Here is a 26732-nt window from a genome sequence, read left to right on the forward strand (position 1 = left end):
ACCTGTAAAAAGCTACACTCTAGCTAGGGTAATCCAAACAATTTCATCCATTCGAATAAAGAAAGGTGTTTGACAAATCTCCAGAACAATGTGATCAGGCAGTACAGAAGTTAAAATCCCTTGTTGAATATTTTTCCCGGTTTGCACGACAATTTGCTGACCGACCAAGCCTTTTACTGTCTCAAATAAATACGGATTCGATATTTGCATAGACATACTTTCCACCCCTTCAAGGTACACGCTCGCTCCTATTGTATGAAGTGGAATTAAAAAAGTTTACTTGGCAGAATCGATAATGATTGTTACCGGACCATCATTTATAAGAGCGACATCCATCATTGCTCCAAATACACCTGTTTCTACACGCAGACCATACGCACGCAGGGCTTCATTAAACGCTTCCCATAGTGGCTTTGCCTGTTCAGGACGTGCAGCGCCTGTAAAGCTGGGACGTCTTCCTTTCTTTGTCTCCCCGTAAAGAGTAAATTGTGATACAGATAAAATATCGCCGCCTGCCTCTAGAATGGAGTGGTTCATTTTTCCTTCTGCATCTTCCCAAAGACGAAGTTCGGCAACTTTTTTTGCACAATAGGCAATATCCTCATCCGTGTCTGTATGTGTAATTCCTACCAATAATACATACCCTTTATCGATCGCACCCGTTACTTCTCCATTTACGGTCACGGACGCTTGCTTTGAACGTTGAATCACTACCTTCATGTTTCTCTACCTTCTATTCTTTAATTAATAACGCGTTGCACAGAGTATATGTCCGGCAGTTGCTTAATCCGGTCGACTACCTTATGGAGCCCTGAAATATTCGTAATAGCAATAGTCAGGTGGATTGTTGCAATTTTATCCCTGTCTGCTCGCCCTGACACTGCCATAATATTTGTTTTCGTTTCACTCACAGCCATCATGACATCATTTAACACTCCTGGACGGTCAAATGCAGAGATTTCAATATCCACAGGGTACTCTTTACGGTGAGATGGAGCATTTTCCCACTCTACTTCAATAAGGCGTTCTGACGTTTCCCCATCCTGTATATTCGGACAATCTGCACGGTGGACAGAAACTCCCCGGCCTTTTGTAATGAACCCTACGATTTCATCTCCTGGCACTGGGGTACAGCATCTGGACAAACGAATCAGCAAATTATCGATTCCCTTTACTACTACGCCTGTTTCTGTACGCTTCGTATTTACCGGCTTGGCCATTTCGCGCGCAATTTTTTCAAGAGCTTCCTCATGCTCACGCTCTTTTCTCATTTTTTCGGCTAGGCGGTTCACAATCTGCTGCGCTGTAATCCCGCCAACTCCTACAGCAGCATAGAGATCTTCCTCGTGTGTATAATTGAATTTTTCAATGACGCGCTTAATATTTTCAGATGTTAATACTTCTTTAAGATCAAACTCCTGAGCTTTAATTTCTTTTTCGACCATATCACGGCCTTTTTCGATGTTTTCTTCACGCAGATTTTTCTTGAAGAACTGTTTTATTTTATTTTTTGCCTGCGAGCTTTGAGCAATTTTAATCCAATCACGGCTTGGCCCAAATGATTGCTTAGAAGTCAGTACCTCGATAATATCTCCGGTTTTCAGCGGGGTATCGAGCGGCACCATTTTGCCGTTCACTTTAGCACCGATTGTTTTATTGCCGACTTCCGAGTGGACACGGTAAGCAAAATCAATCGGTACGGAGCCTGCTGGGAGCTCCACGACATCTCCTTTTGGCGTAAAAACATAGACCATATCAGAAAATAGGTCAAATTTTAGTGACTCCATGAATTCCTCAGCGTTCGATGATTCATTTTGGAACTCTAAAATTTCTCTAAACCATGTTAATTTCTGATCGATGCTTTCTCGTTTATTGTCAACGTTTTTCCCTTCTTTATAAGCCCAGTGTGCAGCAATCCCGTACTCTGCAATTTTGTGCATTTCCTTTGTGCGGATTTGCACTTCAAGCGGATCACCGAAAGGACCGATAACAGTCGTATGAAGAGACTGATATAGATTTTGCTTCGGCATGGCAATATAATCTTTAAAGCGGCCAGGCATCGGCTTCCATAGCGTGTGCACAATTCCAATGACAGCATAGCAATCCTTAATGCTATCAACAAGAATACGAACCGCTAATAAATCATATATTTCATTAAACTGCTTTTTTTGCATAGCCATTTTGCGGTAGATGGAGTAAATATGCTTCGGACGACCGTATATGTCAGCATCAATCTCCATCTCCTTCAGCTGTGACCGGATTTCTGTTATGACATTGTCCAGATACAGTTCACGCTCATCACGCTTTTTCTTCATTAAACTAACAATCCGGTAATATTGCTGTGGGTTTAAATAGCGCAGTGCTGTATCCTCTAGCTCCCATTTCACGGTGTTAATTCCTAAACGATGAGCGAGTGGTGCAAAAATTTCTAGCGTTTCTTTTGAAATACGGCGTTGCTTTTCAGCAGGTAAATGCTTCAATGTACGCATATTGTGCAGACGATCTGCAAGCTTAATTAAAATGACACGTATATCCTGGGCCATCGCTACGAACATTTTGCGGTGATTTTCCGCCTGCTGTTCTTCTTTGGACAGATATTTTATTTTTCCGAGCTTTGTTACGCCATCAACAAGCATAGCAACCTCTTCATTAAATTCCCGTACTAAATCCTCACGGGAAACCTCTGTATCCTCTACAACATCATGCAGAAATCCGGCAGCAACCGTTTCCGGATCCATCTGTAAATCTGCCAAAATGCCTGCTACTTGCACAGGATGTATAATATAAGGCTCTCCAGAACTGCGGAATTGTTCTTTATGTGCCTCCTTTGCCACTTCGTATGCTTTCACGACAAAAGCGACATGTTCATCATTCATATATGATTTAACGAGCTCGAAGACGTCTTCGGGCGCTAAAATTTGTTCTTTCGCCATAAAATTAGTCCACCTTGTAATCAATATTTTCTCTTCGAATGGTAATAACCTTAATTGTATAAAAAATTCCTATACATTGTAAAGACACACTCGTTTTTAGTAGGATACAATAGGTAAATTTGAATACTTTGTGAAAAAAAACCGCGGACAAAAGCAAGTGTTTGCATTCATCCACGGTTGTTTCAATTAAATGATCAATCAAATGTATTAATATGTGATTAACGTTTTGACCGGGTAATTTCCAATTTTTTCACGGCCTTTTAATTCTGTCAGTTCAATCAGGAACGCACAGCCTACTACTTGTCCTCCAAGCTTTTCGATCAGACGGATTGTTGCATCCACTGTACCGCCGGTAGCAAGTAAGTCATCACAGATCAGCACTTTTTGGCCAGGCTTCACAGCATCATTATGCATTGTCAGTGTATCTTGACCGTATTCCAGGCCATAATTTGCACTGATCACTTCACGTGGAAGCTTTCCAGGCTTACGTACAGGAGCAAAACCGATTTCAAGGGCATAAGCCACTGGACAACCAATGATGAATCCGCGCGCTTCAGGACCTACGATGATTTCTGCTCCTACTTCTTTTGCATATTCAACGATTTGGTCAGTTGCATATTTGTAGGCCGGACCGTTGTCCATAATAGTGGTAATGTCTTTGAAACTGATGCCTTCTTTAGGCCAGTTCTCCACCGTTGTTACGTATTGCTTTAAATCCAATGTGTTTTCCTCCTTAAGAGCTAGAGCCCTTCATTCGTTCATTAAACCATTGTTTGAGTTCTGTATAAGTTGCATATAAGAGTTTTTGTTCTAATTCAATTTGTGCTACACGCATTTTATATGACGGTGCCTCTTCTAACGCACGTTTTGGTGCATTTTCAACAACAGTCGTCAAACCATTCTCTATTTTAACAAATCCGAGCTCAAAAAACACCTTAGTCATAAACTTAATTACGTCAATATTTAGTCCAATATGTTGCGATAATTGTGAAATATGCATTTTTAAGTTAAATGTCGGACGTTTCTTTAGGAAAGCGTAATACCAGCTGAAGTGCTGGCGTGTTGGCATACCATTGAAATATTGGGAGTCCGGTGTATAAAAATGGGCATAAATACGCTTGAATTGCTTCTTCTGCAGCATCTCTTCCAACAGCATTACATTCGTCGGCATATCCAACAGAACGACAAATGTCTTCAGATTTTCATAATCTTCCCGATTACCGATCAGCTTAATAGGCTGTCCAATGATTTTTGAATACTGCTCCACCGTCCTGCCCTGAAAAGCTGCAAAATCAGTTTCCTCCATTGGCAGCTTTGATAACCAGTTGGCTGTCTGGCTTTTTCCCCGGTAATCGAATAGCTGCCATTCCTCGGCCTGCACATCTTCAATCATAAACTGGGCTTTCTTCTTCCCCTGCCATTCATTGATCTGCAGATCACCTGCAAAAGAAACCTCAATGCCGTAAGAAATTTCATTAAATAAGTATCCCTTTCCAAATCCAATAGCATCAATCTTCCCGTAGGTATCTTCCAGCTCCATTTTCAAGTGATTCTCCTGAGTGCCAATTCGGCGCATGGAGGAGACGGTCATCTTTTCGAGTGCAAATACGGGTTTTGCAAAGTCTGTTCCAAAAGGACCCAGCTTACGGATTTCTTCAATCGCTTCTACAGATACTTCACTTAAATCTACTGGAACATCAATATACAGCTTTGGTACTAATTGCTCTTCTGTGAGCACTTGTGTCGCCTGCTGATGCAGACGGCTTCGCAATTCATCCACATATTCCAACGAAAATGTCATACCCGCCGCCATTGGATGCCCGCCGAAATGCGGAATAATATCCCGGTTTTTCGCAAGCTCGTCATAAAGGTGGAAGCCTTCAATACTCCGGGCAGAACCTTTTGCTGTCTCCTTCTTCGGATCCAACGATAAAACAATGGTTGGTTTGTAGTATTCCCCTACAAGACGTGAAGCAACAATTCCGACTACTCCTGGATTCCATCCTTCTTTTGCAACGACAAGCACAAGGCTGTTTTTGATTGTTTCATCCGATTCAATCATAGCAATTGCTTCTTCTGTAATGGTATTAACAATGTCCTTGCGTTCAGTATTTTTTTCATTCAGTACATCCGCCAATTGATCAGCCTGCTGCTTGGATTCACTCATTAAAAAGTCTACACCCGGCATCGCTGAACCAAGACGACCGATAGCATTTAACCTTGGTCCAAAATAAAAACCGATTGTTTCCTCATTAATCTCCCTCTGCTTGGTTCCCGCCGCCTCACAAAGAGCCTTTACCCATGGGCTTGTAGATGTTTTTAATGCTTTAATGCCCTGCTTTACTAAATAACGGTTTTCCCCCTTTAAGGGTACTAGGTCGGCAATAGTGCCGATTGCCACGTACTCGAATAGGTGATCAGGTACTTCACCATATAGCGCATGTGCAAGCTTGAATGCAACGCCGACACCTGCTAGCTCACCGAACGGATAGTGGCCTTCCGGAACACGCGGATGAAGGATCACATCGGCATTTGGCAATGTTTCTCCTGCTTCATGGTGATCTGTCACAATGACATCCATTCCCAGCTCCTTTGCAACTCGGATCGGCTCTACTCCGCTTATGCCATTATCGACCGTTATAATAAGCTGTACCCCACTTTCATAGGCCTGCCTAAACAACTCCTCATGTGGTCCATAGCCATGCGTAAAGCGGTTAGGAATCATGAAATCGACATCCGCACCTAAATCCAGCAGGACATGTAGCATAACGGTCGTACTTGTAATACCGTCGCTGTCATAATCGCCGTAAACTAGTATTTTCTCGCCTTTCTCAAGCGCCCGGTTAATCCGCTCGACCGCCTGCTCCATGCCGTGCATTTTAAAAGGGTCATGAAAGTCCGCTTCGTTTATTTTTAATAATGATGCTGCATGTTCTTCTGTTGTACACCCCCGGGCAACGAGGATTTTTGCTGCAATTGCAGAAATGCCCAGCGTATTTTGTAACTGCTGAACAAGCTCCTGGTCAGGGCGCTGGACAATCCATTTTTTCGTTGATTCAATCATTCTCTCACTTCCTTATGAAGTCCATTATAACGAGTTTTTCTTTTAAATAGGAAGAATACGAATAGATTTCTAGAAGAAGAACTTGTTTCGTGCCTGCTTAAGAAAATCAGCGCATGAAAAAAGTGTACCAGAATCACTCCGGTACACTTTTCCTCTTATACGACAGGCTCGTCTGAACCCCATTGTTTCTTTTCTTTTTTCATAACCGAAGTCCCTTTTTTCTTCATTTCACGGGACTTTAATGAATACCAAATTTGTGCCGCGATACAGATAGATGAGTACATCCCCGTTACTAAACCGATTAATAGAGCAATCGAGAAGTTTTGGATGGATGGTGCCCCAAAGGCAATCAAGGCAACAACTACAATGATAACCGTTAATACGGTATTAACAGAGCGTCCCATTGTTTGGCGGAGAGACTTATTGACGATCAACGCCAGCTCTTCTTTTGTTGTAATCTTTTCAGAACGGTCCACATTTTCCCGTATCCGGTCAAACGTTACAATTGTATCATTGATTGAATAACCGACAATTGTCAGTACAGCTGCAATGAATGTGATGTCCACCTCTAGCCGCAGCAAACTGAACGCCGCCACGATGAAGAACACGTCGTGCAGTAAGGATACAATGGCTCCTACACCCATACGCCATTCGAAACGGATGGCTACATAGATAATGATACCGAGCGCAGCAATTGCAAGCGCCTTAATAGCATTTTTCACAAGTTCCTTACCGACTGTCGGCGACACGGTGCTGACGTTTGGCTCATGTCCGTAGTCTTTCTTGACCTTTGCTTTGAAGTCTGCAATCTCTTTCTGTGTGAAGTCATCTTTATAGCGCATTACAGCTATCTTTTTCTCCTCTCCGGAGATGATGACATCCTCATTTGCGTAGCCGATAGAGTCTAAATATTCGACAACCTGCCCTTTTGTAAGCGCCTCATCTGATTGAATATCAACCCGCGTACCGCTTGAGAAATCAATCCCCAGATTCAGGCGGTAAATACCGATGATTGCTGAACCGACCAGTAAGATTACCAGCGAAAAAGCATAGAACTTTCTGCGGTTGTGTACAAAGTCTAAACGGTCAAACTTAGTAGAAAGATCCAGCGTCGAAATTCCTTCCTCCGGTTTATGCTGCTTCGATTTTGGAATACCGAACCATGCCGAATTATTGAAATAGCCGCTGTTTACAAGTAAGCCTAGTAAAATACGAGAACCCCAAACAGCTGTAACGAATGATAAAATAATTGAAATACTTAATGTTGTCGCAAACCCTTTAACAGAGCTTGTCCCAAAGAAGAACAGGACGACAGCAGCTAGCAATGTTGTCAGCTGTGCATCGATGATTGCCGACAATGACTGCTTTGAGCCCAGCTGGAATGCTTCTTTTACCGTATGGCCGACACGCAGTTCTTCCCGGATACGCTCGGCTGTTAAGATATTAGCATCCACTGCCATCCCGATTCCAAGCACAATCGCCGCAATCCCTGGTAATGTCATGACAGCGTTAATGCCATTGAATACGACAAGCACCAAATACGTAAATACCGTCAACGTGATAATAGAAATAAATCCTGGCAGACGGTAGTACAGCAGCATAAAGATAAAGATAGCGATAACACCGACAATACCGGCAAATACCGTATCGTTTAATGCATCTTTACCAAACTGTGCACCTACAGATGTCGAGTACTTTTCTGTTAACTTAACAGGCAGAGAACCTGAGTTAAGAACACTTGCCAGGTTTTTTGTTTCTTCTACTGTAAAGTTACCTGAAATTTGAACATTTTTTGAATTGATGACTTCATTTACCGTAGCTGCAGATGCAAATTTCGGTTTAGCCTTTGCAGCTTCAGCCTTATAAGAATCGACGCCTTCTTCAAAATCGAGCCATACAACCAATAAGTTTTCACCTTGTGGCCGTGCTGAAATTTTACGTGTTACTTCCGCAAATTTATCGGCATCTTTTAATGTCAAAGTAACGATCGGTTGATTCTGCTGATCAAATGAATCAGTTGCGCCGCCCTCTTTTAAGTCCGTTCCATCTAACAATACATTATCATCAACATCACGGAATGTAAGCTCAGCTGTACTTGATAACAGCTCACGTGCAGATGACTGATCATCGAGTCCTGCAAGCTGCACACGGATACGGTCTTTCCCTTCTACCTGGATGCTTGGCTCACTAACACCAAATGCATTGATCCGGTTTCCTAAAGCCGTCGTTGTATCCGTCAAGACTTTCTGTGTTACCTCTTGACCTTTAACAAGTGATTCGACTTCGTATAATACTTCGAAGCCGCCCTGTAAATCCAGCCCAAGCTTTACGTCTTCCAGAATTCCTTTTGCCGTCGTGCTCATACCTGCAAATAGCAATCCAACTACAAGTATAAACGTAATGATACGGTTTGCTAATTTCATCTGTAAATCCTCCTCAAAATGTATGCTGACGCACACGAGAAAGAGCGCAAACAATATGCGCCCTTTCCTTTACTTCTATAGCAGTAGCCACTCGCTGCCAAACTATATTTTTTCCTTACTTCACCTATCCCTATAAAAGGAAGGGTGGCTTTGGTTATCAGAAAAAAATGTAAAAGAAACGTGCAATAAGCTTATTATGAGTCACACATCGTCCGCTGTCAAATGAACTTCCAACAGATGACCAAATTTTTACTAGAATTCTATTTTACTTTACTCGTTCCTAGTAATTCCTCAAGCTCTTCCATATTAATTTCCACAAGGCCGTCAAAAGATTTCAGATTACTAACTTGCGTGTAGTTCCATAATTCTGAGGGGGTAATGGAAAAAATGGTGGAAACAATTTCATACAGCGGAAGCTCTTCAATCACTTTTTTCCGCCATTTTTTTTCAACGCAATACACCCATAACTGTTCCATTGTAATAGCATCATACTCATATAAATGAAACTCCTCTAGCTTGCTCTGCAAAATAATATCCACTTTGTTATAAAGCGCCTCGTAAGGAACCGTCATTTCATCCACCCCTAATCGTTAGTTTTAATGGCAGGTGCAGTTGCATACAAATATTGTATATGAAACTTTTAAAAAGAGAAAGGGTTGCGCCAGCTAATGACTTCTTTTGTCAAAGGGACTCTCCTGTTAACGATTGTCATTTTTTTGTCTAAACTATTTGGATTTGTCTATCGTATGCAATTCATGCGTATTGCAGGGGAAGAGGTTGTAGGGATTTATATGACCGCCTATCCTGCATTCATTTTCTTCATTTCCCTTGTGCAGCTCGGTCTGCCAATTGCGCTGACGAAAGTGGTAGCAGATTTTTACGCCAAAGGAAAAAAGGTAGAGGCTGCAAGCGTTCTGAAAACATGCATGCGTATCTCTACCATATCTATCATTATTTTGTTGCCGGTACTGTTCTTTATCACACCAAAAATTGCAGAGATTTTCCTGCAAAGCAGCGGGACACGCTATCCCCTCATCATCGCTATTTGTACTGTACCGATTGTTGTTTATGGAGGTATCATCAAGGCTTATTTACTCGGGGCAGGTAAAACATCACCGACTGCCTGGTCTTCTCTCATTGAGCAGGCAATCCGGATTGGAGCCATCACATTTGCCCTTCCTTATTTCCTGACGGGTACAAGCACAGTAGATGCCGCCTATGCGATGGGAATGACAGCTCTCGGTGAGTTAGGGGCGTTTATTTACCTAATTCTTCATTATCAATTTACAAAGCAGCGGAGCGACAAAAAAGTGGGCAGTCATCCTACAGGTCCCTTATTCCGAATTGCTTTACCATCAGCAGGCAGTAAATTATTTGGTACATTTACATGGTTTTTAGAACCTATTGTATTTCTTAAAGCACTCACAATTTCCGGTATGACAGCTACTGCTGCTACAACATTATATGGTGTCATATCAGGGGTACACATACCGCTTCTTCTATTCCCAGCATTTATTCCAGCAGCTCTTTCCATCATCCTTATTCCGGCTGTCAGTGGTGCTGCCGCTGTCCATAATTCACGGCTGCTGAATGAACGAATTATCATCTCATTACGACTTTCATCACTCATCGGATGCTATGCCGCAACATACTTCCTACTCTATGGTGACTTTCTCGCCAGAGAGCTGTTTCACTTAAAAGATGAGACAGGCTATATGAAAATACTCGCTCCTATCTTCTACTTCTACTATATACAAAGCCCATTGCTTTCTATTTTGCAGGCGTTAGACAGGGCCCGTATTGCCATGATGAATTCTATCTACGGCGGGCTTGGGAAGCTTTTACTGATGCTTATCCTTGCTGCTCAGCCGATGCTGCAGCAATTTGGTGCCATTATCGCTATCGGATTCGGTGTGCTGCTTACTTCATTTTTACACATTGCTTCCGTACGCAATATGCCAAATATTCACGTAGGGTTCCGTCTATTCGTTGCTTCATATGGCTGCTTTGTTTTAACAAGTGTTATCCAGTCGCATATTTCCTACCATTCGGAAATCTTTAGTATGACTATTACATTTATTTTATTAACTGTCCTGCTTATTTTCACAAAACAGGTAAAACTGACTGATCTTCGTTATGTTCGTATGCTATTTGCGCGCTTTTAGCTGATAATGAAGCTTTTCGTTTTCATAACAGCAATAAAAAACCTCATCCATACTATGAATTCCCTCATTACGCAGCATATCTTCCAGCCACTTCCGATCCTTGCCGATAAAGGTAAGGTGTTTTTCATCAACATAACCATCCAGTATGAGCGGCAGTATAAAAGGGTCCTTCCCTTTTTGAAAAACTGAAAGCTTGCCTGACTGCTCTAAAAAAGCATAGGCAATACTTTGGACAGATGTAATTCCTTGTTCACGAAGCTGCTGGAATAAATCATCTAGATTATAACGCTGCCTTCGCATTTCTGCTTCTACAATGCGGCCGTCTCTTATTACAATCGTCGGGTCTCCATCAATGGCGTCCCGCATTTTTTTATTTTTTAGGATGAAGAGCGCGTTTAAATATTGGATGATAAACAGCAAAATAATGGGTACAATAGCCAGCATGAGCGGCTGGTCTAAATTATCGATAGCCAGCGATGCTACTTCTGCAATCAACACATAAACGGCAAAATCCAGCAGGCTCAGCTCTCCTACTTCCCTTTTGCCCATCAAACGAAAGACGACAAGTACAATAATATATAAAATAAAAGTCCTAAAGCTTATTAACCAATAATCTTCCACACACAACACCCTTTCTTCATTCAAGTGTAGGCGAACTGTTTACACCTTATACAGAAAAAACAGCAGACCTGCCATCATAGCGTTTTCCTTGTCATAAGGGCGAATAGAGCTCATTTTTTCATTTACCATTTTTAATGAAAAACAGCAGTGATTCCCTGAAGAATTGAGGAGTTATTTATTGAAGAGCGCTTTTAATGGAAATAAAAAGGTTGTCCCAAAGCTACGCTTAGGACAACCTTTGTTGTTTATTCTGTAATGACACGGCCAATTGCTTGACGCTCAAATTTTAACGTTGTGTTATTGTCTATTTTCAGATAAACTGCTGCATCTTCAATTTTGTCAACTTCACCATGAAGACCGCCGATCGTAACGACTTTATCCCCACGTTTTAAACTATTTTGCATGGCAACTGTTGTTTTTTGTCTCTTTTGTGCCGGACGGATGAGGATGAACCACATCGCGACAAACATGATAAGAATTGGAGCTAATTGATAAAGTGTCTGCACGTAAATATCCCCCTTTCAAACTTTCTCACTTCATTAGTATAGTATAAAATCTCTAAAACCGCTTGGATTTACAAAGAATTTTATAACTTTTTCTCTTATATGAAAGAAATTACTACAAAATCCACTAGAAATTTTTAGCATCCGGCTTATTATAGCCATATTTTTCGAAGAATTCTTCCTTAAAATCACCTAGGCGATCTTCTCTAATTGCCTGGCGGACATCCTCCATCAGCTTAATTAGGAAGCGCAGATTATGATAAGAAGTTAGGCGCAGACCAAATGTTTCCTCAGTACGAAGTAAATGACGTACATACGCACGTGTATAGTTTTTACATGTGTAGCAGTCACAGTTTTCATCAATCGGACGGAAGTCACGTGCATATTTTGCATTTTTAATGACCATGCGGCCTTCTGATGTCATTAACGTACCATTACGCGCAATCCGTGTTGGTAATACACAGTCAAACATATCGATTCCGCGAATTGAACCGTCAATTAATGAATCCGGTGATCCAACACCCATTAAATAACGCGGCTTATCTGCCGGCATCAGTGGTGTTGTGAAATCCAGCACGCGGTTCATGACATCTTTCGGCTCTCCTACAGATAGTCCACCAACTGCGTAGCCCGGGAAGTCAAGCTCAACTAACGCCTCTGCCGAACGACGACGCAGGTCTTCATATTCCCCGCCCTGGATAATGCCGAACAATCCTTGCTCATCCGGACGCTGATGTGCTTCTTTACAACGCTTCGCCCAGCGCGTCGTACGATCGACGGATTTCAGCATATACTCATGTGTTGCAGGATACGGAGGACATTCATCAAATGCCATCATTATGTCTGACCCTAAGTCATTTTGGATTTCCATTGCCTTTTCGGGACTCAAGAAGAGCTTGTCTCCGTTTAAGTGATTGCGGAAGTGTACGCCTTCTTCTTCAATTTTACGGAACTGGCTCAGAGAAAATACTTGGAAGCCTCCTGAATCTGTTAAGATGGGGCGATCCCAGTTCATGAATTTATGCAGTCCACCTGCTTCCTTCACAATATCATTGCCTGGACGCAGCCATAAATGATACGTATTAGAAAGGATGATACCTGCATTCATTTCCTTTAATTCTTCAGGAGACATTGCTTTTACTGTTGCTTGTGTTCCCACCGGCATAAATGTCGGCGTCTCAAATGAACCGTGTGGCGTATGCACGATGCCTAGACGTGCACCTGTCTGCTTACATGTTTTAATTAATTCATAACGGATTGGTGGTTGTGTCATTTCTATATTTCCTCTCGTTTCTAAAGTAAAAACAGTACTTTGAAGGGGGGCCTACTCATTTGAATAAGCTCTTGCAAAAATGTTTTAGCGATTGTTTCGCGGACGAATGTACATGGCATCCCCAAAACTAAAGAAGCGGTACTTTTCTTTTACAGCTTCATTATACGCATGCAGAATTGTTTCCTTTCCTGCTAATGCACTTACAAGCATCACAAGTGTGGACTTCGGTAAGTGGAAGTTTGTAATCAGGCCGTCAATTGCCTTGTACTCATAGCCGGGGTAAATAAAAATATTTGTCCAGCCTTGCTCAGCTCGGATTTCCCCATTATATTTACTTGCAATTGTTTCTAATGTACGAGTTGATGTCGTACCGACAGAAACCACCTTACCGCCTGACTGCTTTGTACGGTTAATGACCTCTGCCGCCTCTTCTGTCACACTATAAAATTCCGAATGCATATCGTGGTCCTCAATCGAGTCTACACTTACTGGACGGAATGTACCAAGCCCAACATGCAGTGTCACAAATACTACGTGAACGCCCTTGTTTTTGATCTGCTCCAAAAGCTCCTGTGTAAAATGCAGCCCAGCTGTCGGAGCTGCTGCAGAACCTCGCTCCCGTGCATAAACAGTCTGATAGCGGTCCTGGTCTTCGAGCTTCTCGCGGATATATGGAGGCAGCGGCATTTCACCTAGTTTTTCCAAAATCTCATAGAAAATACCATCGTATGAAAATTTGAACGATCGTCCGCCATGCTCCAGCATGCCAGTACATGTCGCCTTCAATAATCCACCACCAAATGTGATGACGGTGCCGATTTTTACACGCTTTGCCGGCTTAACAAGTGTCTCCCACTCGTCATTTCCCGTCTGCTTCAATAAAAGAAGCTCGATGCCGGCTCCTGTATCTTCCTTTGTCCCCATCAGACGGGCCGGCAATACTTTAGTATCATTTAATACAAGACAGTCCCCAGCTTGTAATTCGTCTAAAATATGTCCAAACTGATGATGCTCTATTTCCATTGTAAACGGATTGACAACCATCAAGCGGCTCGATGCCCGGTCAAGAAGTGGTGTTTGAGCAATCAATTCTTCTGGTAAGTGAAAATCAAAATCTTCTACTTTCATTTTTCGTAACTTCCTATCGTTTAATTTTGTTCAGGATATGCGTATCCGAAATGTTCATACGCCAAATATGTGGCAACACGGCCACGCGGCGTTCTCTGCACGAAGCCGATTTGCAGTAAATACGGCTCGTACACTTCCTCGATCGTAATCCGCTCCTCACCGATTGAGGCTGAAATTGTATCCAATCCAACTGGTCCACCGGTAAAGCGTTCAATGAGAGCGACCATTAATTTATGGTCGATATGATCAAGTCCCCGTGGATCTACCTGCAGCAGTCCCAAAGCCTGGTTTGCTAAATCAAGGGTTATACGTCCATCTCCCAGCACTTGGGCATAGTCCCGTACACGCTTAAGAAGGCGATTGGCAATACGGGGTGTACCACGGGAACGCCGTGCCATTTCATATGCAGCTTGCTCGTCTATTTCCACATTAAACAGATGTCCACTGCGGACAACAATATGAGCAAGGGATGTTTCGTCATAATATTCAAGACGAAGATGCACACCGAAGCGGTCACGCAGCGGAGCCGAAAGAGCACCCACACGTGTTGTAGCCCCAACGAGTGTAAATGGCGGCAAATCAAGGCGTACCGAACGCGCCTCAGGTCCTTTCCCGATGACAATATCAAGGCAGAAGTCCTCCATCGCCGGATATAGTACCTCTTCAATGGCACGTGGAAGACGGTGGATTTCATCGATAAATAGCACATCGCCAGGCTCCAAAGAGCTTAAAATGGCTGCTAGATCACCCGGTCTTTCGATTGCCGGCCCGCTCGTCATCTTTACGTTTACACCCATTTCATTTGCTATTACTACTGCAAGCGTTGTTTTTCCTAAACCCGGAGGACCGTATAATAACACATGATCCAAACTTTCTTCACGCAATTTTGCTGCCTCGATAAAAATCTTTAAATTGTCCTTTACCGTTTGTTGGCCAATATATTGTGAAAGCTTTTGTGGTCTCAGTGATAATTCAAATTGTTCATCAAATGTGCTCGACTCACTTGATAATAAACGATCCGACATTTTTGGTCCCCCTCTCTTACTTCATTTTTAATAACAATTTTAACGCCTGCTTCATATAGCCATCTGTAGTTGTAAGGGAGTCATCCTCCTCAAGCTGCGGCTTTACTTTCAGGAGCTCTCTTTCAGAATAGCCAAGTGCCGTTAATGCCAGCATCGCCTCTTCCAGCTCCTGCTTATTCGGATTCACACCAAATAACGGCAGTTCATCTTCTGCACTAGGCAGCTCCACTACATCCATCAGGGAACCAAGCTTGCCTTTCAAATCAAGGATCATCTGGCGTGCAGTCTTCTTACCGACACCAGGAAATTTCACTAAAAAGGCCTCATCTTCCATTTCGATCGCCTGAATAACATGTGTCGGCGAGCCGCTCGCCAAAATGGCAAGAGCTCCTTTTGGCCCTATACCAGAGACTTGAATCAATTTGCGGAACAGTTCCCGCTGTTCAAGGCTAGTAAAGCCAAACAGTGTATGTGCATCTTCCCGCACATGCATATGTACATAAATTTGCTGAAGCTGGTTATTGACCCGAAAAGCATAAGGATTTGGTGTGTATAGCTGATAGCCGACCCCCTGTGCTTCCAATACAATATACTCTGGCGTCACACGTGTAACCTGTCCTTTTATATAATCGTACATTTTATTTCCCCTCACATTCAACCTTGATATTATACCATATTGTTCGCTTTTTTCCCCGAACAACATACTTTTTGTTGGAATTTCCTATCCCTTCATTCCTTTCTTACTCCTTCATAAAAAGAAACCGCCTGGCTACAGGCGGTCACGATAATTCATGTACATGTTTCATAATTCTCGACCACATAAACAGAGCCCTCTCTGTGAAGGGGTTGACATATTTGTACAGCTGCTCTTTTTGCGTGTCGCTTACTTGGATGAAATACAGCCACTCTCTAAGTAATTCATTCGGATAAATAAGGTAAGCCAGCTTATGACGTACAATTTCTGCATAAGGCTGCTCATATAGCAATGCTTTTATATCGTATTGCACATGCGGCAAGACCCGGTTCATCCATAAAATCACTTCCTCCGATGGGTCCCCTATGCATGCCAGATCAAAATCAATTAATACCGGGGTGTCACCAAGCAGGAAATTATGATGCACAACATCGCCATGAAGCAGCGATTGTGTGGGATCTTTAAATGGCTGCATCTTTTTCAGCGCCAACTCACCGAGACTTATAATTGTATGAAAATTAGATCCTAGTAGGGGAATCAATTCTCTTTCTTTACTAATAAATTTTGATAGCCTTGCTTCCCATTTTTTTCGCAAATCCTGCCTCGGCAAGTAAGGACCATCCCAGCCAACTGTTGACTCATGCAGGGCTTGCAGCATCGCCAGAGTTTTCGTTCGATCCTCTCGTTTTTCATAGCTGGCTGGTTTTCCTTCAATCCATTTGTGTACGATATAAGGTGTTGCCCTTTTAGATGTCATTGGAGCAATATAGGGGAACTTCTGTTGGGTTAATTGTTCATGAATGAAGCGGACTTTATTTGCGGTAAATGAATCTTCGTAATATTTTACAAAAAACGCGCCCGTTTCCGTATCATAACGCCAGCAGTTCTCCTTTAATTGCATGGCTTATTGCCAATGCTGCTGTGTCGAATAAGGAAACTGCATTGGGGCGCATGGAGATTTTGTTGCGTTTTCAATTTGCCTAATATCTTCGTAATAACCTTTTACTTGTTCTTCCTTGTCTGGACAAAATGGTCTGCTGGATTCACACACATCAGCCGGCTGGAACATTGATTCGTCATCCATCGGTTGATAATACATTGGCTGCTGGTACATTGGGTATTGGTGCATCATCTGGTGACATCCATGTGGCTGGTGATGCATCATCTGGTGACACCCATGCGGCTGATGGTGCATCATTTGGTGACACCCGTGCGGCTGGTGATGCATCATTGGCTGGCAATCATATACTGGTTGGTACATCGGTTGGCTGCATCCACAAGGGGATGGGTGGTGCATCATTGGTTGATGATGCATCATTGGCTGCTGGTACATCATTAGCTCGTGGTGCATCATTGGTTGGTGGTGCATCATTGGCTCGTGATGCATCATTGGTTGAGGGGGCATTTCCTTTTCAAATGACTCCTCTTTAAAAATTATTTTTTCTACAGACTCAACAGCGGGAGACTCTTCGAATATTGGATGGGGTACTGGTTGCTGTACTGATTGCTGTACCGGCGCTTGATAGATGGGCTGCTGATAAACAGGCATCTGATAGATTGGCTGTTGATACGTAGGCATGTAGGCCATCTGGTAAATAGAGGGCATAAAAGCATATGGATTATAAGTTGGTTCTGGCTGTGGCATTGGAGGCGGTAACTCTACCGGCTTCTCCTCTATGTGCTGTATTTCTTTAGAAGGCTTCCATTCTACTTCCTTCTCCTTCATTTCATGTACTACTTTACTTTTATCCCCTTTGACAACTTCCTTTCCAGTCATTCCACTTTTCTCCGGCAGGAAGATTTCCATTCCCGGGACAATATAATCAGGATTCGCTAGTTGCGCATTTAGTCGCTTTAATTCATCAAAACCAATGCCATACTGTTTTGCGATCTTCCACAGGGTATCACCCTTTTGCACAATATGAACTCGCATGCATTGCCTCCTTTTCTCGCTATAGCATATGCCTATATCTAAAAAACGACACAATTTTTGGGCGCAACGACAACTGTCATGATACACTATGCTTACAGGAATTGTTTTTTGACATACAGAGGTGATTATATATGAAGAAAATGCTTGGAGAGAAAAGGCGCCTTGAGCTTCTGAACTTATTAAAGCAGCAAAAAAGACCGATTACGGGGACTGATTTGGCAAAGCATGCCAATGTATCACGCCAAGTTATTGTAAATGACATGAACCTCTTAAAGGCCCGTAATGAACCAATTATGGCAACAAGCCAGGGCTACTTATATATAGAGGAGCAGCGGACAGGGATTTTTGAGCGGAAAATCGTTTGCATGCATACAGGGGAACAAACACGCGAAGAGTTATATACCATTGTCGATTGTGGCGTTACTATTGAAAATGTTATTGTGGAGCATCCGGTATATGGAGAAATTACCGCCTCCATACGCGTTTCTAATCGACTGGAAGCAGATCTCTTTTTAGAAAAATTGGCGGATACGAATGCAAACTTTTTATCTACCTTAACAGGCGGTACCCATCTTCATGTTATTTCTGCTCCGAGCGAAGAGCTGTTGGACCGGGCGTCGGACAGACTTAGGGAAAAGGGAATTCTAGTGGAAAATTAAAAGAGATTGCCATGCTGCGAAGCTGGCAATCTCTTTTATTTCTGTTATATCACTTGCACCCTGTAAAAAAACACCTCAGCGAACTGCAGCCGTCATTTTTTCAACCATTTTGTTATAAATCGGCTTCATATGCTCTTCATTTGAATAATCGTTTAATTGATCAATTGGTATCCAAGCAACGTCGCTGTTTTCTGCTTCGGCAATATACAGCGCCTGTTTTTCATCCGCTTCGATTAAATACGCTACATTTAAATGGAGATGCGGTGTGATAAATTCTCCATTTTTCACATGTCCTACAACTGTTAACACATCCAAAGAAAAAATATCTGTCGTAACAGGAATCCCTTTGACACCCGTCTCTTCCTCTACTTCCCGCAATGCAACGGCAAGAAAATCCGTTTCCCCATCAGCATGTCCACCTGTCCAGCTCCACGAATGGTAAATATTATGATGTACCATTAAAGCTTTTGAGCGACCTTTGTTGACGACAAACCCCGAGCACGTAATGTGGGCTATAGCATTATTTCTCGTCAATACATCCTCAAATGTATTCAAACATGTCAGTATTACCCGCTGATCAGCCGCTTCTTGTTCATTATACGGCGAATAGCTCATCAGTTGCTGCTTCCAATCCATATCTGCTGCCATCCTTTCATCTTACCCTCTTTATTATATCATGCTAAAAAGCGGGCACGTTGCTCTTTAGTCGGCAGCATACAGGCATCCTTTTTGCCAAACCATTTATAGCGGTTTTTAGCAAACAGGTCGTACAATGGATCACGTAAAGGTTTTGGGATAATGATACCTATATATAAAAAGGACCATAACCCCTTCAATCTTTTCGCAATGCGGAGAGCAGCTGTTGATCTTGTATAAGCCATGTCTTCCTCAATAAGCACAATACTATCAATCCCCTGAAGTTTGTGGCGGGCAACAAGCTCTTGTCCAATGTCACTTTGAAGTGATGCGAACTTAAAAGCACCGTTGTCCCGCTTCATGATGAATTGCACACTGGCATCACAGAAATTACATATACCGTCAAATAAAATGATTCGCATCTAATCCCCTCATTCCGGTGTGTTATATGTATAGTATGTACCAAGTGATTTCACGGAGCAACCCAAAGCCCCTAACTCTTCCACAGCTCCTTTCATCATCGGCTCTTCTTCATCTGCCAATACATCGATAATAAAGAAGTAATCACCTAATCCAGTTTTGAGCGGGCGTGATTCAATCTTGCTTAAATTCAGCTTTCGCCAAGCGAATACCGATAACACCTGATGAAGTGCTCCGGAGCCATCTGTTGGCAAGGTCAGCATGAAAGTCGTTTTTGGTCCGCTGCTTGCCCCACCCTTCGTTACTCTCCCATTTTCCTTTGATAAGACAAAGAATCGTGTATGATTAAAGTGAAAATCATGAATATTCTTTTCTACTATTTCTAGCCCGTACTTTGCTGCTGCAGAAGAATTGCCGATTGCAGCAATGCATTCATCCGGAGATTCAGATACGAGCTTTGCCGCTGCAGCAGTAGATGAATACTGATTAAGGGGAACACCGGCAAATTGGTAAAATAAATATTTATGGCATTGCGCAAGTGCATGCGGATGTGAATAAATAGCTTTTATATCTTTCCAACATGCAGCCTGATTTTTATGTACCATTAAATGCTGCTGAATTTTTGAGAGCAATTCCGCTGTCACAAAAAGGTCAGCCTCGTGGAATAGGTAATCTACCGTTAATGGAACAGAGCCCTCTAAAGCATTTTCTACCGGAACAACGGCTAAATCTACTTTCCCGTCAGCTACCGCTTCGATGCATTCTGGTATTGTTGTGTAAGGGACCAGCCAGCTTTCAGCAAATAATCCTTTCGTAGCCAAATAAGTAAATGATGCTTCCGGTCCTAAATATGCAATTCGCTTTCCCCATTGTTCCTGTAACATTTTACAGCCTCCAACCCTATTATTTCTAAATCTTCAGTTAATAACAACTAAAAAAGAGGGAGCGCGTGCTTGCGCTCCTGACTTTTTATAAGGCGCCGGAACTGATCACTTCCGCAGATTCTACGAAATCCAGTCTCTTTAACGTTTGCATCCATTCATCCAGCTCATGAATCATACTCGTGACATCAAGCGATAATGTAACATTCGCCCGTCCCTGAATCGGGATTGTCTGGTGAATTGTCAATACGTTACAATGTGCTTCCGATACGAGCTCCAGCAGTTTTGCCAAGGCCCCTTTTCGGTCCTGCAATTGAATAAAGACGGTTAGTATACGTTCCTGCACAATGGAGTGGAAGGGAAAAACAGCATCACGATATTTATAAAAGGCGCTCCTTGATAAATCCACTTCTTTAACAGCGTCCCATATAGAGGCGACCTGCCCACTTTGAAGAAGCTGCTTCGCTTCTAATGTTTTTTGCATCGCGTCTGTCAGTACATCTTCACGTACTAAATAATACCGTTGATTTGCAACGTTTTTCATACTCTTCCCTCCAAAGCTAAAACCTTAATCAATAAATTCAAATTCAAATTCTAACAAACGGACTATATCGCCATCTTGTGCGCCGCGTTCACGAAGTGCCTCGTCAACTCCCATCGCGCGCAGCTGACGTGCAAAGCGGCGGATGCCGTCTTCACGGCTGAAGTCCGTCATTTTGAATAAACGCTCGATTGAACCGCCGGAAAGGACAAATGCACCGTCGTCATCACGTGTAATCTCGAAATTATCCTTCTTCGATTCATGTTTATAAAGAACTGTTGCATCCGATTCTTCCTCTGTAATTTCATGAAGCTGGAATTCAGGTGTTACTTCCAATAAATCGGCTATTTCAAATAGCAATGGCTTCAGCCCTTGTCGGGAAACTGCGGAAATCGGGAAAATTTTGACGTCCTCTTTTATCTTCTTCTTGAACTCTTCCAAGTTTTCTTCAGCACCAGGCATATCCATTTTGTTTGCTACGATAATTTGCGGACGTTCTGTTAAACGCAGATTGTACTCTTCCAGTTCTTTATTAATTGTTACGTAATCATCATAAGGATCCCGGCCTTCCATACCGCTCATATCAATCACATGGACGATAACACGCGTACGCTCAATATGGCGCAGGAACTGCATACCAAGACCGACACCCTGGTGAGCCCCTTCAATCAGCCCCGGCAGGTCAGCCATTGCAAAGCTCCGGCCGTCTTCCGTTTCCACCATTCCTAAGTTCGGTACGATTGTTGTAAAGTGATACGCGCCGATTTTCGGCTTCGCTGCCGATACAACAGAAAGTAGTGTTGATTTCCCGACAGAAGGGAAACCTACTAACCCTACATCTGCCAGCACCTTAAGCTCCAGGATGACATCCAGCTCCTGACCCGGCTCTCCTTTTTCAGCAAGCTCCGGCGCTGGGTTGGCCGGAGTCGCAAAACGTGAATTCCCACGGCCGCCGCGGCCTGCTTTTGCGATAACCGCGCGCTGGCCATCTTCCACAAGATCTGCAATAACGGCATTTGTTTCTGCATTGATTACTACTGTTCCAGGCGGTACCTTCACGATTAAATCTTCCGAACGGCGTCCATGCATTCCTTTACTCATACCATGTTCGCCACGCTCTGCTTTGAAGTGGCGTTTATAGCGGAAGTCCATCAATGTGCGAAGACCTTCATCTACTACAAACACAACGTTCCCGCCATGTCCTCCGTCTCCACCTGCTGGTCCGCCATTTGGTACATATTTTTCGCGGCGGAATGCAACCATTCCATCTCCGCCGTCCCCACCTTTAACATATATCTTTACGTGATCGACAAACATTACTTCCACTCCCTATTTTGCATTACTATTTTAAACGAAGCCGCTGTCTGTTCCAGCGTCTCTACATAGAATGCTTCCGTTTCTTTATGAAAATGCGGGATTTCTGTAAAGCTTCCCGTAAAATGAACGGTTACTTTCCATACATCCGCAGCACCTGCAACTTCGATTTTTAAATATTGCTCCGAAAAAACATCTAATCGCTCATGCACATGAATAATTGTCTCTTCCAAGTATTGAACAATCGGCTTGTCCCACTGTTCGTTTAAAGATTCCGTTACATAGCTTGATAGGGTAATCAAAAATTCTGGGTAACGCCATTTTAACGTTTGTAAAAACTCAACCGCTTCTGGCCATCCGATTTTCCCCAAACCTGAAAACTGCTGGCATTGCAAAGAGATCTCATCAATAAGCTCCTTTGCTTCCTCCACACGTCCAAGGTCCAGATTCATTTTAATCAAATGAAGCTGATTCAAAAAATCATGATTTGTAAAGCGTAATACATCTTTTACCGTCAACGATTGCCCCATACCTTCACTCACCCCACTACTGTTATCTTACATAGTATAACAATTTTTCATCTATATTTCCTTTAAAACGTTATACTTGGAACATTCCAATAATCCATGCAGAGCAGTCTGCCTTTTCTCAAAAAAAAGTAGACAAAGTCAAAACGACTTTGTCTACGTTTTTTTTATGCTTCTTGAGCTACTGGGTATACAGATACTTTTTTCTTATCGCGGCCCATGCGTTCGAATTTTACAACGCCATCAACTTTCGCGAATAGAGTATCGTCACCACCACGGCCTACGTTTGTACCTGGGTAGATTTTTGTACCGCGTTGACGGTAAAGAATTGAACCACCAGTTACGAATTGACCGTCAGCACGTTTAGCACCAAGACGTTTTGCCTCAGAGTCACGACCGTTCTTTGTAGAACCTACACCTTTTTTAGATGCGAAGAACTGAAGATCTAAAGTTAGTAACAACATCTTTGTTCCACCTCCTACACCATTTTATATTTTAGTTCAATATAATCCGAATAGCTAGCAGTCATCGTGTAGAACTGTGTAACCATAGTATTCAGGATCACTTGTAGTTTATCGTCTGTTTCAGGATCGAGATCGTTCGGCAATTTCACAGATAAATAGCCGCCTTCAGCGCCCTGTTCGATTTGCGGCTGGATGCCTGTAATGTGATGGATAGCATTGACTGCACCAAACGCTACAGCTGATGCTCCTGCACATACAAGGTCACGGCCATATACATCAGATAGGGCATGTCCTGAAACCTCAAATCCATACGATTTGCGATTTTCATCGCTGTAAATAGTTACCGTAATCATCCGGTTCACCTCACAAATTAAGCGTTGATTGCTTCAACAACTAATTTAGTGTATGGTTGACGGTGACCTTGTTTACGACGGTAGTTTTTCTTCGCTTTTAATTTGAAAACAGTAATTTTCTTTTGCTTGCCTTCTTTCACAACTTTCGCTGTTACAGTAGCGCCAGCAACAGTTGGAGCACCAACTTTAACTGTTTCTCCACCTACGAATAAAACTTTGTCAAAAGTAACGATTTCGTCAGCAGCTACACCTAGTTTTTCAACGTAGATTTCTTGACCTGCTTCAACTTTGATTTGTTTACCACCAGTTTCGATAATTGCGTACATTAAAATGCACCTCCTCTAATAAACTAAGACTCGCCTGTTATTGAAAGGTGGCCGCATTCGCGACTCTTAGGCACCTTGCCAGTGCGGTTGTAGCGGGTGCTACAAACAATAACATTAAAATACTACCACGCTCCGCGTTTCAAGTCAACCGATTCATTACAACTTTTTCAAATGCTGAACGGTACTTACGGAATCTCCATTCCCCCATTACTTCGCTCCATAGTAAGAGACTTAACACAGCTAGGAAAATAGATTGTGGTAGCATTAGTAATATTACTACCACTATTATAGTGATAAAAATCAACGAGAGTGAAATATAATACTCGTATATCTTTTTCTTTGGGTTCATTTTCAACAAAAAATTACATAAAATCTGCCCTCCATCAAGCGGATAAATCGGGAGCAGATTCACAAGAAGAAGTGTCAGCTGAATAAAGGCAAATTCCTTCTGAACGATAGTAGGTATAAATGGGCTTCCTGCATAGGCAATCAGCGTAAACAGAGGCCCCCCTATTGCAATCCACATAAGGGAAGTATAAGAAGGGGCCTGTCCTGTCGGGAATTGTATATTCGCTCCAAAAGGCAGCATCGTAACCCTTCTCACTTTTACCCCGCGAAGCCATGCAAAAAGAAGATGGCCCGCCTCGTGCCAAAGCAAAGACACGAGGACAAGGAAATAGTACGCTATATGTCCACTCAATGCCCATATAAGCAGCATTGCTAAAAATACCGGATGGATTCTTATATTAACCATATTGCTTTAGCCATTCAACTGTTTCTTCCAAGCTTAGTACCCGTCCGTTTTTTTCAATTTGGATAAATAATTCTCCCGCTTCCTTTACCCCGATAACCTCACCAGGTGCGACCGTGCTATACGGCAAATGATAAAAATCATTAATAAACCCAAACGTCACACTATACCCATCGTCATAAGCAACTGACAGGACCTTTCCTGTTCTCGCCGTATGTCCTGTATATACAATGACACCCGATTGCGTAGCCGTAATCGTCAACGGCTCCTCATAGGCGAGCATGAACCCTTTATCATACCGTTTGATCGCTACAAATTTTACGAGCTCTCCCTTTGAAGTCGAGGCAACCTCCACCAGCTCTTCTTTCGAAAATAACTCGCTTACTGTATGTCTCATCATTGTCATATGCTCTGTGCTATAAACAATTCGTGTTATCATATGCCTTACCGATTCATTGGAACTGTTCAAACCGACATAAATGACAACGCATAGAATAAGCGAGGTAAGCCATTGCCATGCTTTCATGTCACCATCCTTTTTATTATCATATGTCAGTAAGTGAAAAAAAACGCCCTTTAGCTTATCACTAAAGGACGGTTCCTATTTATTTTGAAAAAATGGACTTCAATCTTGCAAAAACACCTTTGGATTCTTCCTCTAGCTTCATAAGAGGAACAGATTCACCCAAAATTCTTCTGGCAATATTCCGGTAGCCAAGAGACGCCTTATTATTCGGATCCATTACAATAGGCTCCCCTTTGTTAGAAGAGCTGATGACATCTTCACTATCTATGACAATACCAAGCAAGTCGATCGATAGGTGTGACGTTACTTCTGTAATATCCATTGTATCGCCGCTATCCATCAAATGCTTCCGGATACGATTGATAATCAGCTTTGGTGCACCGATTGCTTCCTGTTCGAGCAACCCAATGATCCGATCGGCATCACGTACAGCAGAAATTTCAGGGGTCGTTACGACGATTGCCTGATCCGCACCGGCAACCGCATTTTTATATCCCTGCTCAATACCTGCAGGACAGTCAATTAACACATAGTCAAATTCTTGTTTTAAGCCTTCAATCAGACTCTTCATCTGCTCTGCATTTACTGCATTTTTGTCGGTCGTTTGAGCAGCTGGTAATAAAAATAGTTTGTCATCAACACGCTTATCCTTCACAAGCGCCTGGTGCGGCTTACAGCGGCCTTCAATTACATCGACTAGATCATAAATAATACGGTTTTCCAGACCTAGTACAACGTCCAGATTCCGAAGGCCGATATCAGTATCTACTAAACATACTTTTTTCCCTTGAAGAGCCAATGCAGTTCCAAGATTAGCAGTTGTAGTTGTTTTACCGACCCCGCCTTTACCTGAAGTTATTACGATTGCTTCACCCACATTAGCTTCCCCCTTTAAATGTATTCAAAAATGGCCGAAGCTTTCTTACATCCTGCACATGACTATAAGAAATTTCACCATATGAATTCAAATATGCGCATAATTGTTCTCTATGCTTTAGTACAAATTGTTGCTCATTGCTCATAGTTTGTGTCTGGTCAGCAATCAGTACATGTGTCGGCGCAAAAAAGGCAGCCGTGATGACCGCTTCTTTATTTCCCTCTACTCCTGCGTGGGCAATCCCCTTCAGCTTACCGAGCACATATATATTCCCGCCTGCTTCAATACGGCCATTGGGATTTACATCTCCGATAATCACAATATCCCCTGGAGAACGTACAATCTGTCCTGAGCGAATGATCCCTGCATAGATCTCACATTTTTGCTGTAAAAATTGCAGGTTGCTTTCTTCTGTTGTCAGCACATCACTTTGTACTTTTGAAACACGCATTTTCCCTGTATTTTGTACAACTTCCGTTAGCTGCTTTTTTTGCTGTTCTGTACAATATCGATTGCCGAGGTGAAGCTGCACCTCTACTTTACCATCTATGCCACCTTCTGAAACTTTGCGTTCCAGCTCTTCGACTAGCTCAGAATATGCACATTGGTCATCCAGCCGGAGTACTAGTCCATCTTTTGTCCCCTTGATATGGACATACGACTTCTTCATAGTTAAAGTGACACCTCACGCTTCC

At 42.7% G+C, this 26732-nt stretch carries 30 protein-coding genes and 1 other annotated feature; of the genes, 2 read left to right on the top strand and 28 right to left on the bottom strand.

The genetic code is table 11. The features are described from left to right. Positions 1-12 precede the first annotated feature (12 nt). The 7 genes from BOD01S_RS19105 to BOD01S_RS19135 form a co-directional block, all read right to left on the bottom strand. Positions 13-216 carry a DUF2642 domain-containing protein gene (locus tag BOD01S_RS19105; protein ID WP_036156627.1) on the bottom strand — a complete coding sequence of 68 codons (204 nt, stop codon included), beginning with the start codon at positions 214-216 and terminating at the stop codon, positions 13-15. A gap of 60 nt (positions 217-276) precedes the next feature. Next, positions 277-720, bottom strand: a complete 444-nt coding sequence (gene dtd / locus BOD01S_RS19110) for a D-aminoacyl-tRNA deacylase (RefSeq protein ID WP_036156625.1) — start codon at positions 718-720, stop codon at positions 277-279. A 20-nt stretch (positions 721-740) separates the two neighbouring features. Next, complete coding sequence (locus tag BOD01S_RS19115; protein ID WP_036156624.1) at positions 741-2933, bottom strand: RelA/SpoT family protein; 2193 nt, start codon at positions 2931-2933, stop codon at positions 741-743. A 207-nt stretch (positions 2934-3140) separates the two neighbouring features. Beyond that, the gene (locus tag BOD01S_RS19120) at positions 3141-3653 is read right to left on the bottom strand and encodes an adenine phosphoribosyltransferase (protein WP_036156623.1); all 513 of its coding nucleotides are present in this window, start codon (positions 3651-3653) and stop codon (positions 3141-3143) included. Between the two features lie 13 nt (positions 3654-3666). Beyond that, the gene (gene recJ / locus BOD01S_RS19125; protein WP_036156621.1) at positions 3667-5997 is read right to left on the bottom strand and encodes a single-stranded-DNA-specific exonuclease RecJ; all 2331 of its coding nucleotides are present in this window, start codon (positions 5995-5997) and stop codon (positions 3667-3669) included. A 155-nt stretch (positions 5998-6152) separates the two neighbouring features. After that, positions 6153-8420 carry a protein translocase subunit SecDF gene (gene secDF, locus BOD01S_RS19130; protein ID WP_036156619.1) on the bottom strand — a complete coding sequence of 756 codons (2268 nt, stop codon included), beginning with the start codon at positions 8418-8420 and terminating at the stop codon, positions 6153-6155. Between the two features lie 260 nt (positions 8421-8680). Beyond that, entirely contained in the window at positions 8681-8992 is a 312-nt protein-coding gene (locus BOD01S_RS19135) for a post-transcriptional regulator (protein WP_036156617.1), read from the bottom strand. Between the two features lie 96 nt (positions 8993-9088). On the opposite strand from BOD01S_RS19135, the gene BOD01S_RS19140 reads away from it, so the two are divergent. After that, positions 9089-10585: an oligosaccharide flippase family protein gene (locus BOD01S_RS19140; protein WP_036156813.1), complete on the top strand. Its 1497-nt coding sequence runs from the start codon at positions 9089-9091 to the stop codon at positions 10583-10585. Here BOD01S_RS19140 and BOD01S_RS19145 read toward each other — a convergent pair. From BOD01S_RS19145 to safA, 8 genes are all read right to left on the bottom strand, one after another. Continuing rightward, entirely contained in the window at positions 10568-11206 is a 639-nt protein-coding gene (locus BOD01S_RS19145) for a DUF421 domain-containing protein (protein ID WP_036156615.1), read from the bottom strand. The genes BOD01S_RS19140 and BOD01S_RS19145 overlap by 18 nt on opposite strands. Before the next feature lie 245 nt (positions 11207-11451). After that, on the bottom strand, positions 11452-11712 hold the full coding sequence (yajC, locus tag BOD01S_RS19150) for a preprotein translocase subunit YajC (protein ID WP_036156613.1): 261 nt from the start codon (positions 11710-11712) through the stop codon (positions 11452-11454). 124 nt (positions 11713-11836) lie between these two features. Further along, complete coding sequence (gene tgt / locus BOD01S_RS19155; protein ID WP_036156611.1) at positions 11837-12982, bottom strand: tRNA guanosine(34) transglycosylase Tgt; 1146 nt, start codon at positions 12980-12982, stop codon at positions 11837-11839. 84 nt (positions 12983-13066) lie between these two features. Continuing rightward, positions 13067-14110, bottom strand: a complete 1044-nt coding sequence (queA, locus tag BOD01S_RS19160) for a tRNA preQ1(34) S-adenosylmethionine ribosyltransferase-isomerase QueA (RefSeq protein WP_036156609.1) — start codon at positions 14108-14110, stop codon at positions 13067-13069. Between the two features lie 20 nt (positions 14111-14130). After that, on the bottom strand, positions 14131-15135 hold the full coding sequence (gene ruvB, locus BOD01S_RS19165; RefSeq protein WP_036156607.1) for a Holliday junction branch migration DNA helicase RuvB: 1005 nt from the start codon (positions 15133-15135) through the stop codon (positions 14131-14133). A gap of 16 nt (positions 15136-15151) precedes the next feature. Further along, entirely contained in the window at positions 15152-15772 is a 621-nt protein-coding gene (ruvA, locus tag BOD01S_RS19170; protein WP_036156606.1) for a Holliday junction branch migration protein RuvA, read from the bottom strand. A 142-nt stretch (positions 15773-15914) separates the two neighbouring features. Further along, positions 15915-16730, bottom strand: a complete 816-nt coding sequence (locus tag BOD01S_RS19175; RefSeq protein ID WP_052124925.1) for an aminoglycoside phosphotransferase family protein — start codon at positions 16728-16730, stop codon at positions 15915-15917. Positions 16731-16733: 3 nt separating this feature from the next. Next, positions 16734-17762: a SafA/ExsA family spore coat assembly protein gene (gene safA, locus BOD01S_RS23870; RefSeq protein ID WP_052124924.1), complete on the bottom strand. Its 1029-nt coding sequence runs from the start codon at positions 17760-17762 to the stop codon at positions 16734-16736. Positions 17763-17893: 131 nt separating this feature from the next. Between safA and BOD01S_RS19185 the strand changes: the two genes are divergently transcribed. Beyond that, positions 17894-18421, top strand: coding sequence for a transcription repressor NadR (locus tag BOD01S_RS19185; RefSeq protein WP_036156603.1), 528 nt, complete (start codon positions 17894-17896; stop codon positions 18419-18421). Positions 18422-18496: 75 nt separating this feature from the next. On the opposite strand, the gene BOD01S_RS19190 is transcribed toward BOD01S_RS19185, so the two are convergent. The 13 genes from BOD01S_RS19190 to minC all read right to left on the bottom strand — a co-directional run bounded on the left by BOD01S_RS19190 (position 18497) and on the right by minC (position 26707). Next, positions 18497-19057, bottom strand: a complete 561-nt coding sequence (locus BOD01S_RS19190) for an NUDIX hydrolase (protein ID WP_036156807.1) — start codon at positions 19055-19057, stop codon at positions 18497-18499. Between the two features lie 38 nt (positions 19058-19095). Continuing rightward, positions 19096-19479, bottom strand: coding sequence for a thiol-disulfide oxidoreductase DCC family protein (locus BOD01S_RS19195; RefSeq protein WP_036156601.1), 384 nt, complete (start codon positions 19477-19479; stop codon positions 19096-19098). Between the two features lie 9 nt (positions 19480-19488). Beyond that, positions 19489-20361 carry a prephenate dehydratase gene (gene pheA / locus BOD01S_RS19200; protein ID WP_036156599.1) on the bottom strand — a complete coding sequence of 291 codons (873 nt, stop codon included), beginning with the start codon at positions 20359-20361 and terminating at the stop codon, positions 19489-19491. 85 nt (positions 20362-20446) lie between these two features. Beyond that, entirely contained in the window at positions 20447-20902 is a 456-nt protein-coding gene (locus BOD01S_RS19205) for an ACT domain-containing protein (RefSeq protein ID WP_036156597.1), read from the bottom strand. 24 nt (positions 20903-20926) lie between these two features. Then, the gene (obgE, locus tag BOD01S_RS19210; RefSeq protein WP_036156594.1) at positions 20927-22216 is read right to left on the bottom strand and encodes a GTPase ObgE; all 1290 of its coding nucleotides are present in this window, start codon (positions 22214-22216) and stop codon (positions 20927-20929) included. Beyond that, the gene (locus tag BOD01S_RS19215) at positions 22216-22755 is read right to left on the bottom strand and encodes a Spo0B domain-containing protein (RefSeq protein ID WP_244887331.1); all 540 of its coding nucleotides are present in this window, start codon (positions 22753-22755) and stop codon (positions 22216-22218) included. The genes obgE and BOD01S_RS19215 overlap by 1 nt, the downstream gene beginning before the upstream one ends. 152 nt (positions 22756-22907) lie before the next feature. Beyond that, positions 22908-23204, bottom strand: coding sequence for a 50S ribosomal protein L27 (rpmA, locus tag BOD01S_RS19220; protein WP_036156590.1), 297 nt, complete (start codon positions 23202-23204; stop codon positions 22908-22910). A gap of 14 nt (positions 23205-23218) precedes the next feature. Continuing rightward, positions 23219-23557 carry a ribosomal-processing cysteine protease Prp gene (locus BOD01S_RS19225; protein WP_036156588.1) on the bottom strand — a complete coding sequence of 113 codons (339 nt, stop codon included), beginning with the start codon at positions 23555-23557 and terminating at the stop codon, positions 23219-23221. A gap of 17 nt (positions 23558-23574) precedes the next feature. After that, on the bottom strand, positions 23575-23883 hold the full coding sequence (gene rplU, locus BOD01S_RS19230) for a 50S ribosomal protein L21 (protein WP_008405205.1): 309 nt from the start codon (positions 23881-23883) through the stop codon (positions 23575-23577). A gap of 16 nt (positions 23884-23899) precedes the next feature. Next, positions 23900-23982, bottom strand: a sequence feature (ribosomal protein L21 leader region). Between the two features lie 40 nt (positions 23983-24022). Further along, positions 24023-24637: a site-2 protease family protein gene (locus BOD01S_RS19235; protein ID WP_036156584.1), complete on the bottom strand. Its 615-nt coding sequence runs from the start codon at positions 24635-24637 to the stop codon at positions 24023-24025. Then, positions 24630-25160, bottom strand: a complete 531-nt coding sequence (locus tag BOD01S_RS19240; RefSeq protein WP_036156582.1) for a peptidoglycan DD-metalloendopeptidase family protein — start codon at positions 25158-25160, stop codon at positions 24630-24632. Before BOD01S_RS19240 ends, BOD01S_RS19235 begins: the two co-directional genes overlap by 8 nt. 79 nt (positions 25161-25239) lie before the next feature. After that, entirely contained in the window at positions 25240-26037 is a 798-nt protein-coding gene (gene minD / locus BOD01S_RS19245) for a septum site-determining protein MinD (RefSeq protein ID WP_036156580.1), read from the bottom strand. A 1-nt stretch (position 26038) separates the two neighbouring features. Beyond that, positions 26039-26707, bottom strand: a complete 669-nt coding sequence (gene minC, locus BOD01S_RS19250; protein ID WP_036156578.1) for a septum site-determining protein MinC — start codon at positions 26705-26707, stop codon at positions 26039-26041. Positions 26708-26732 lie beyond the last annotated feature (25 nt).

Source organism: Lysinibacillus odysseyi 34hs-1 = NBRC 100172, from assembly GCF_001591965.1.
GTDB classification, from domain to species: domain Bacteria; phylum Bacillota; class Bacilli; order Bacillales_A; family Planococcaceae; genus Lysinibacillus_B; species Lysinibacillus_B odysseyi.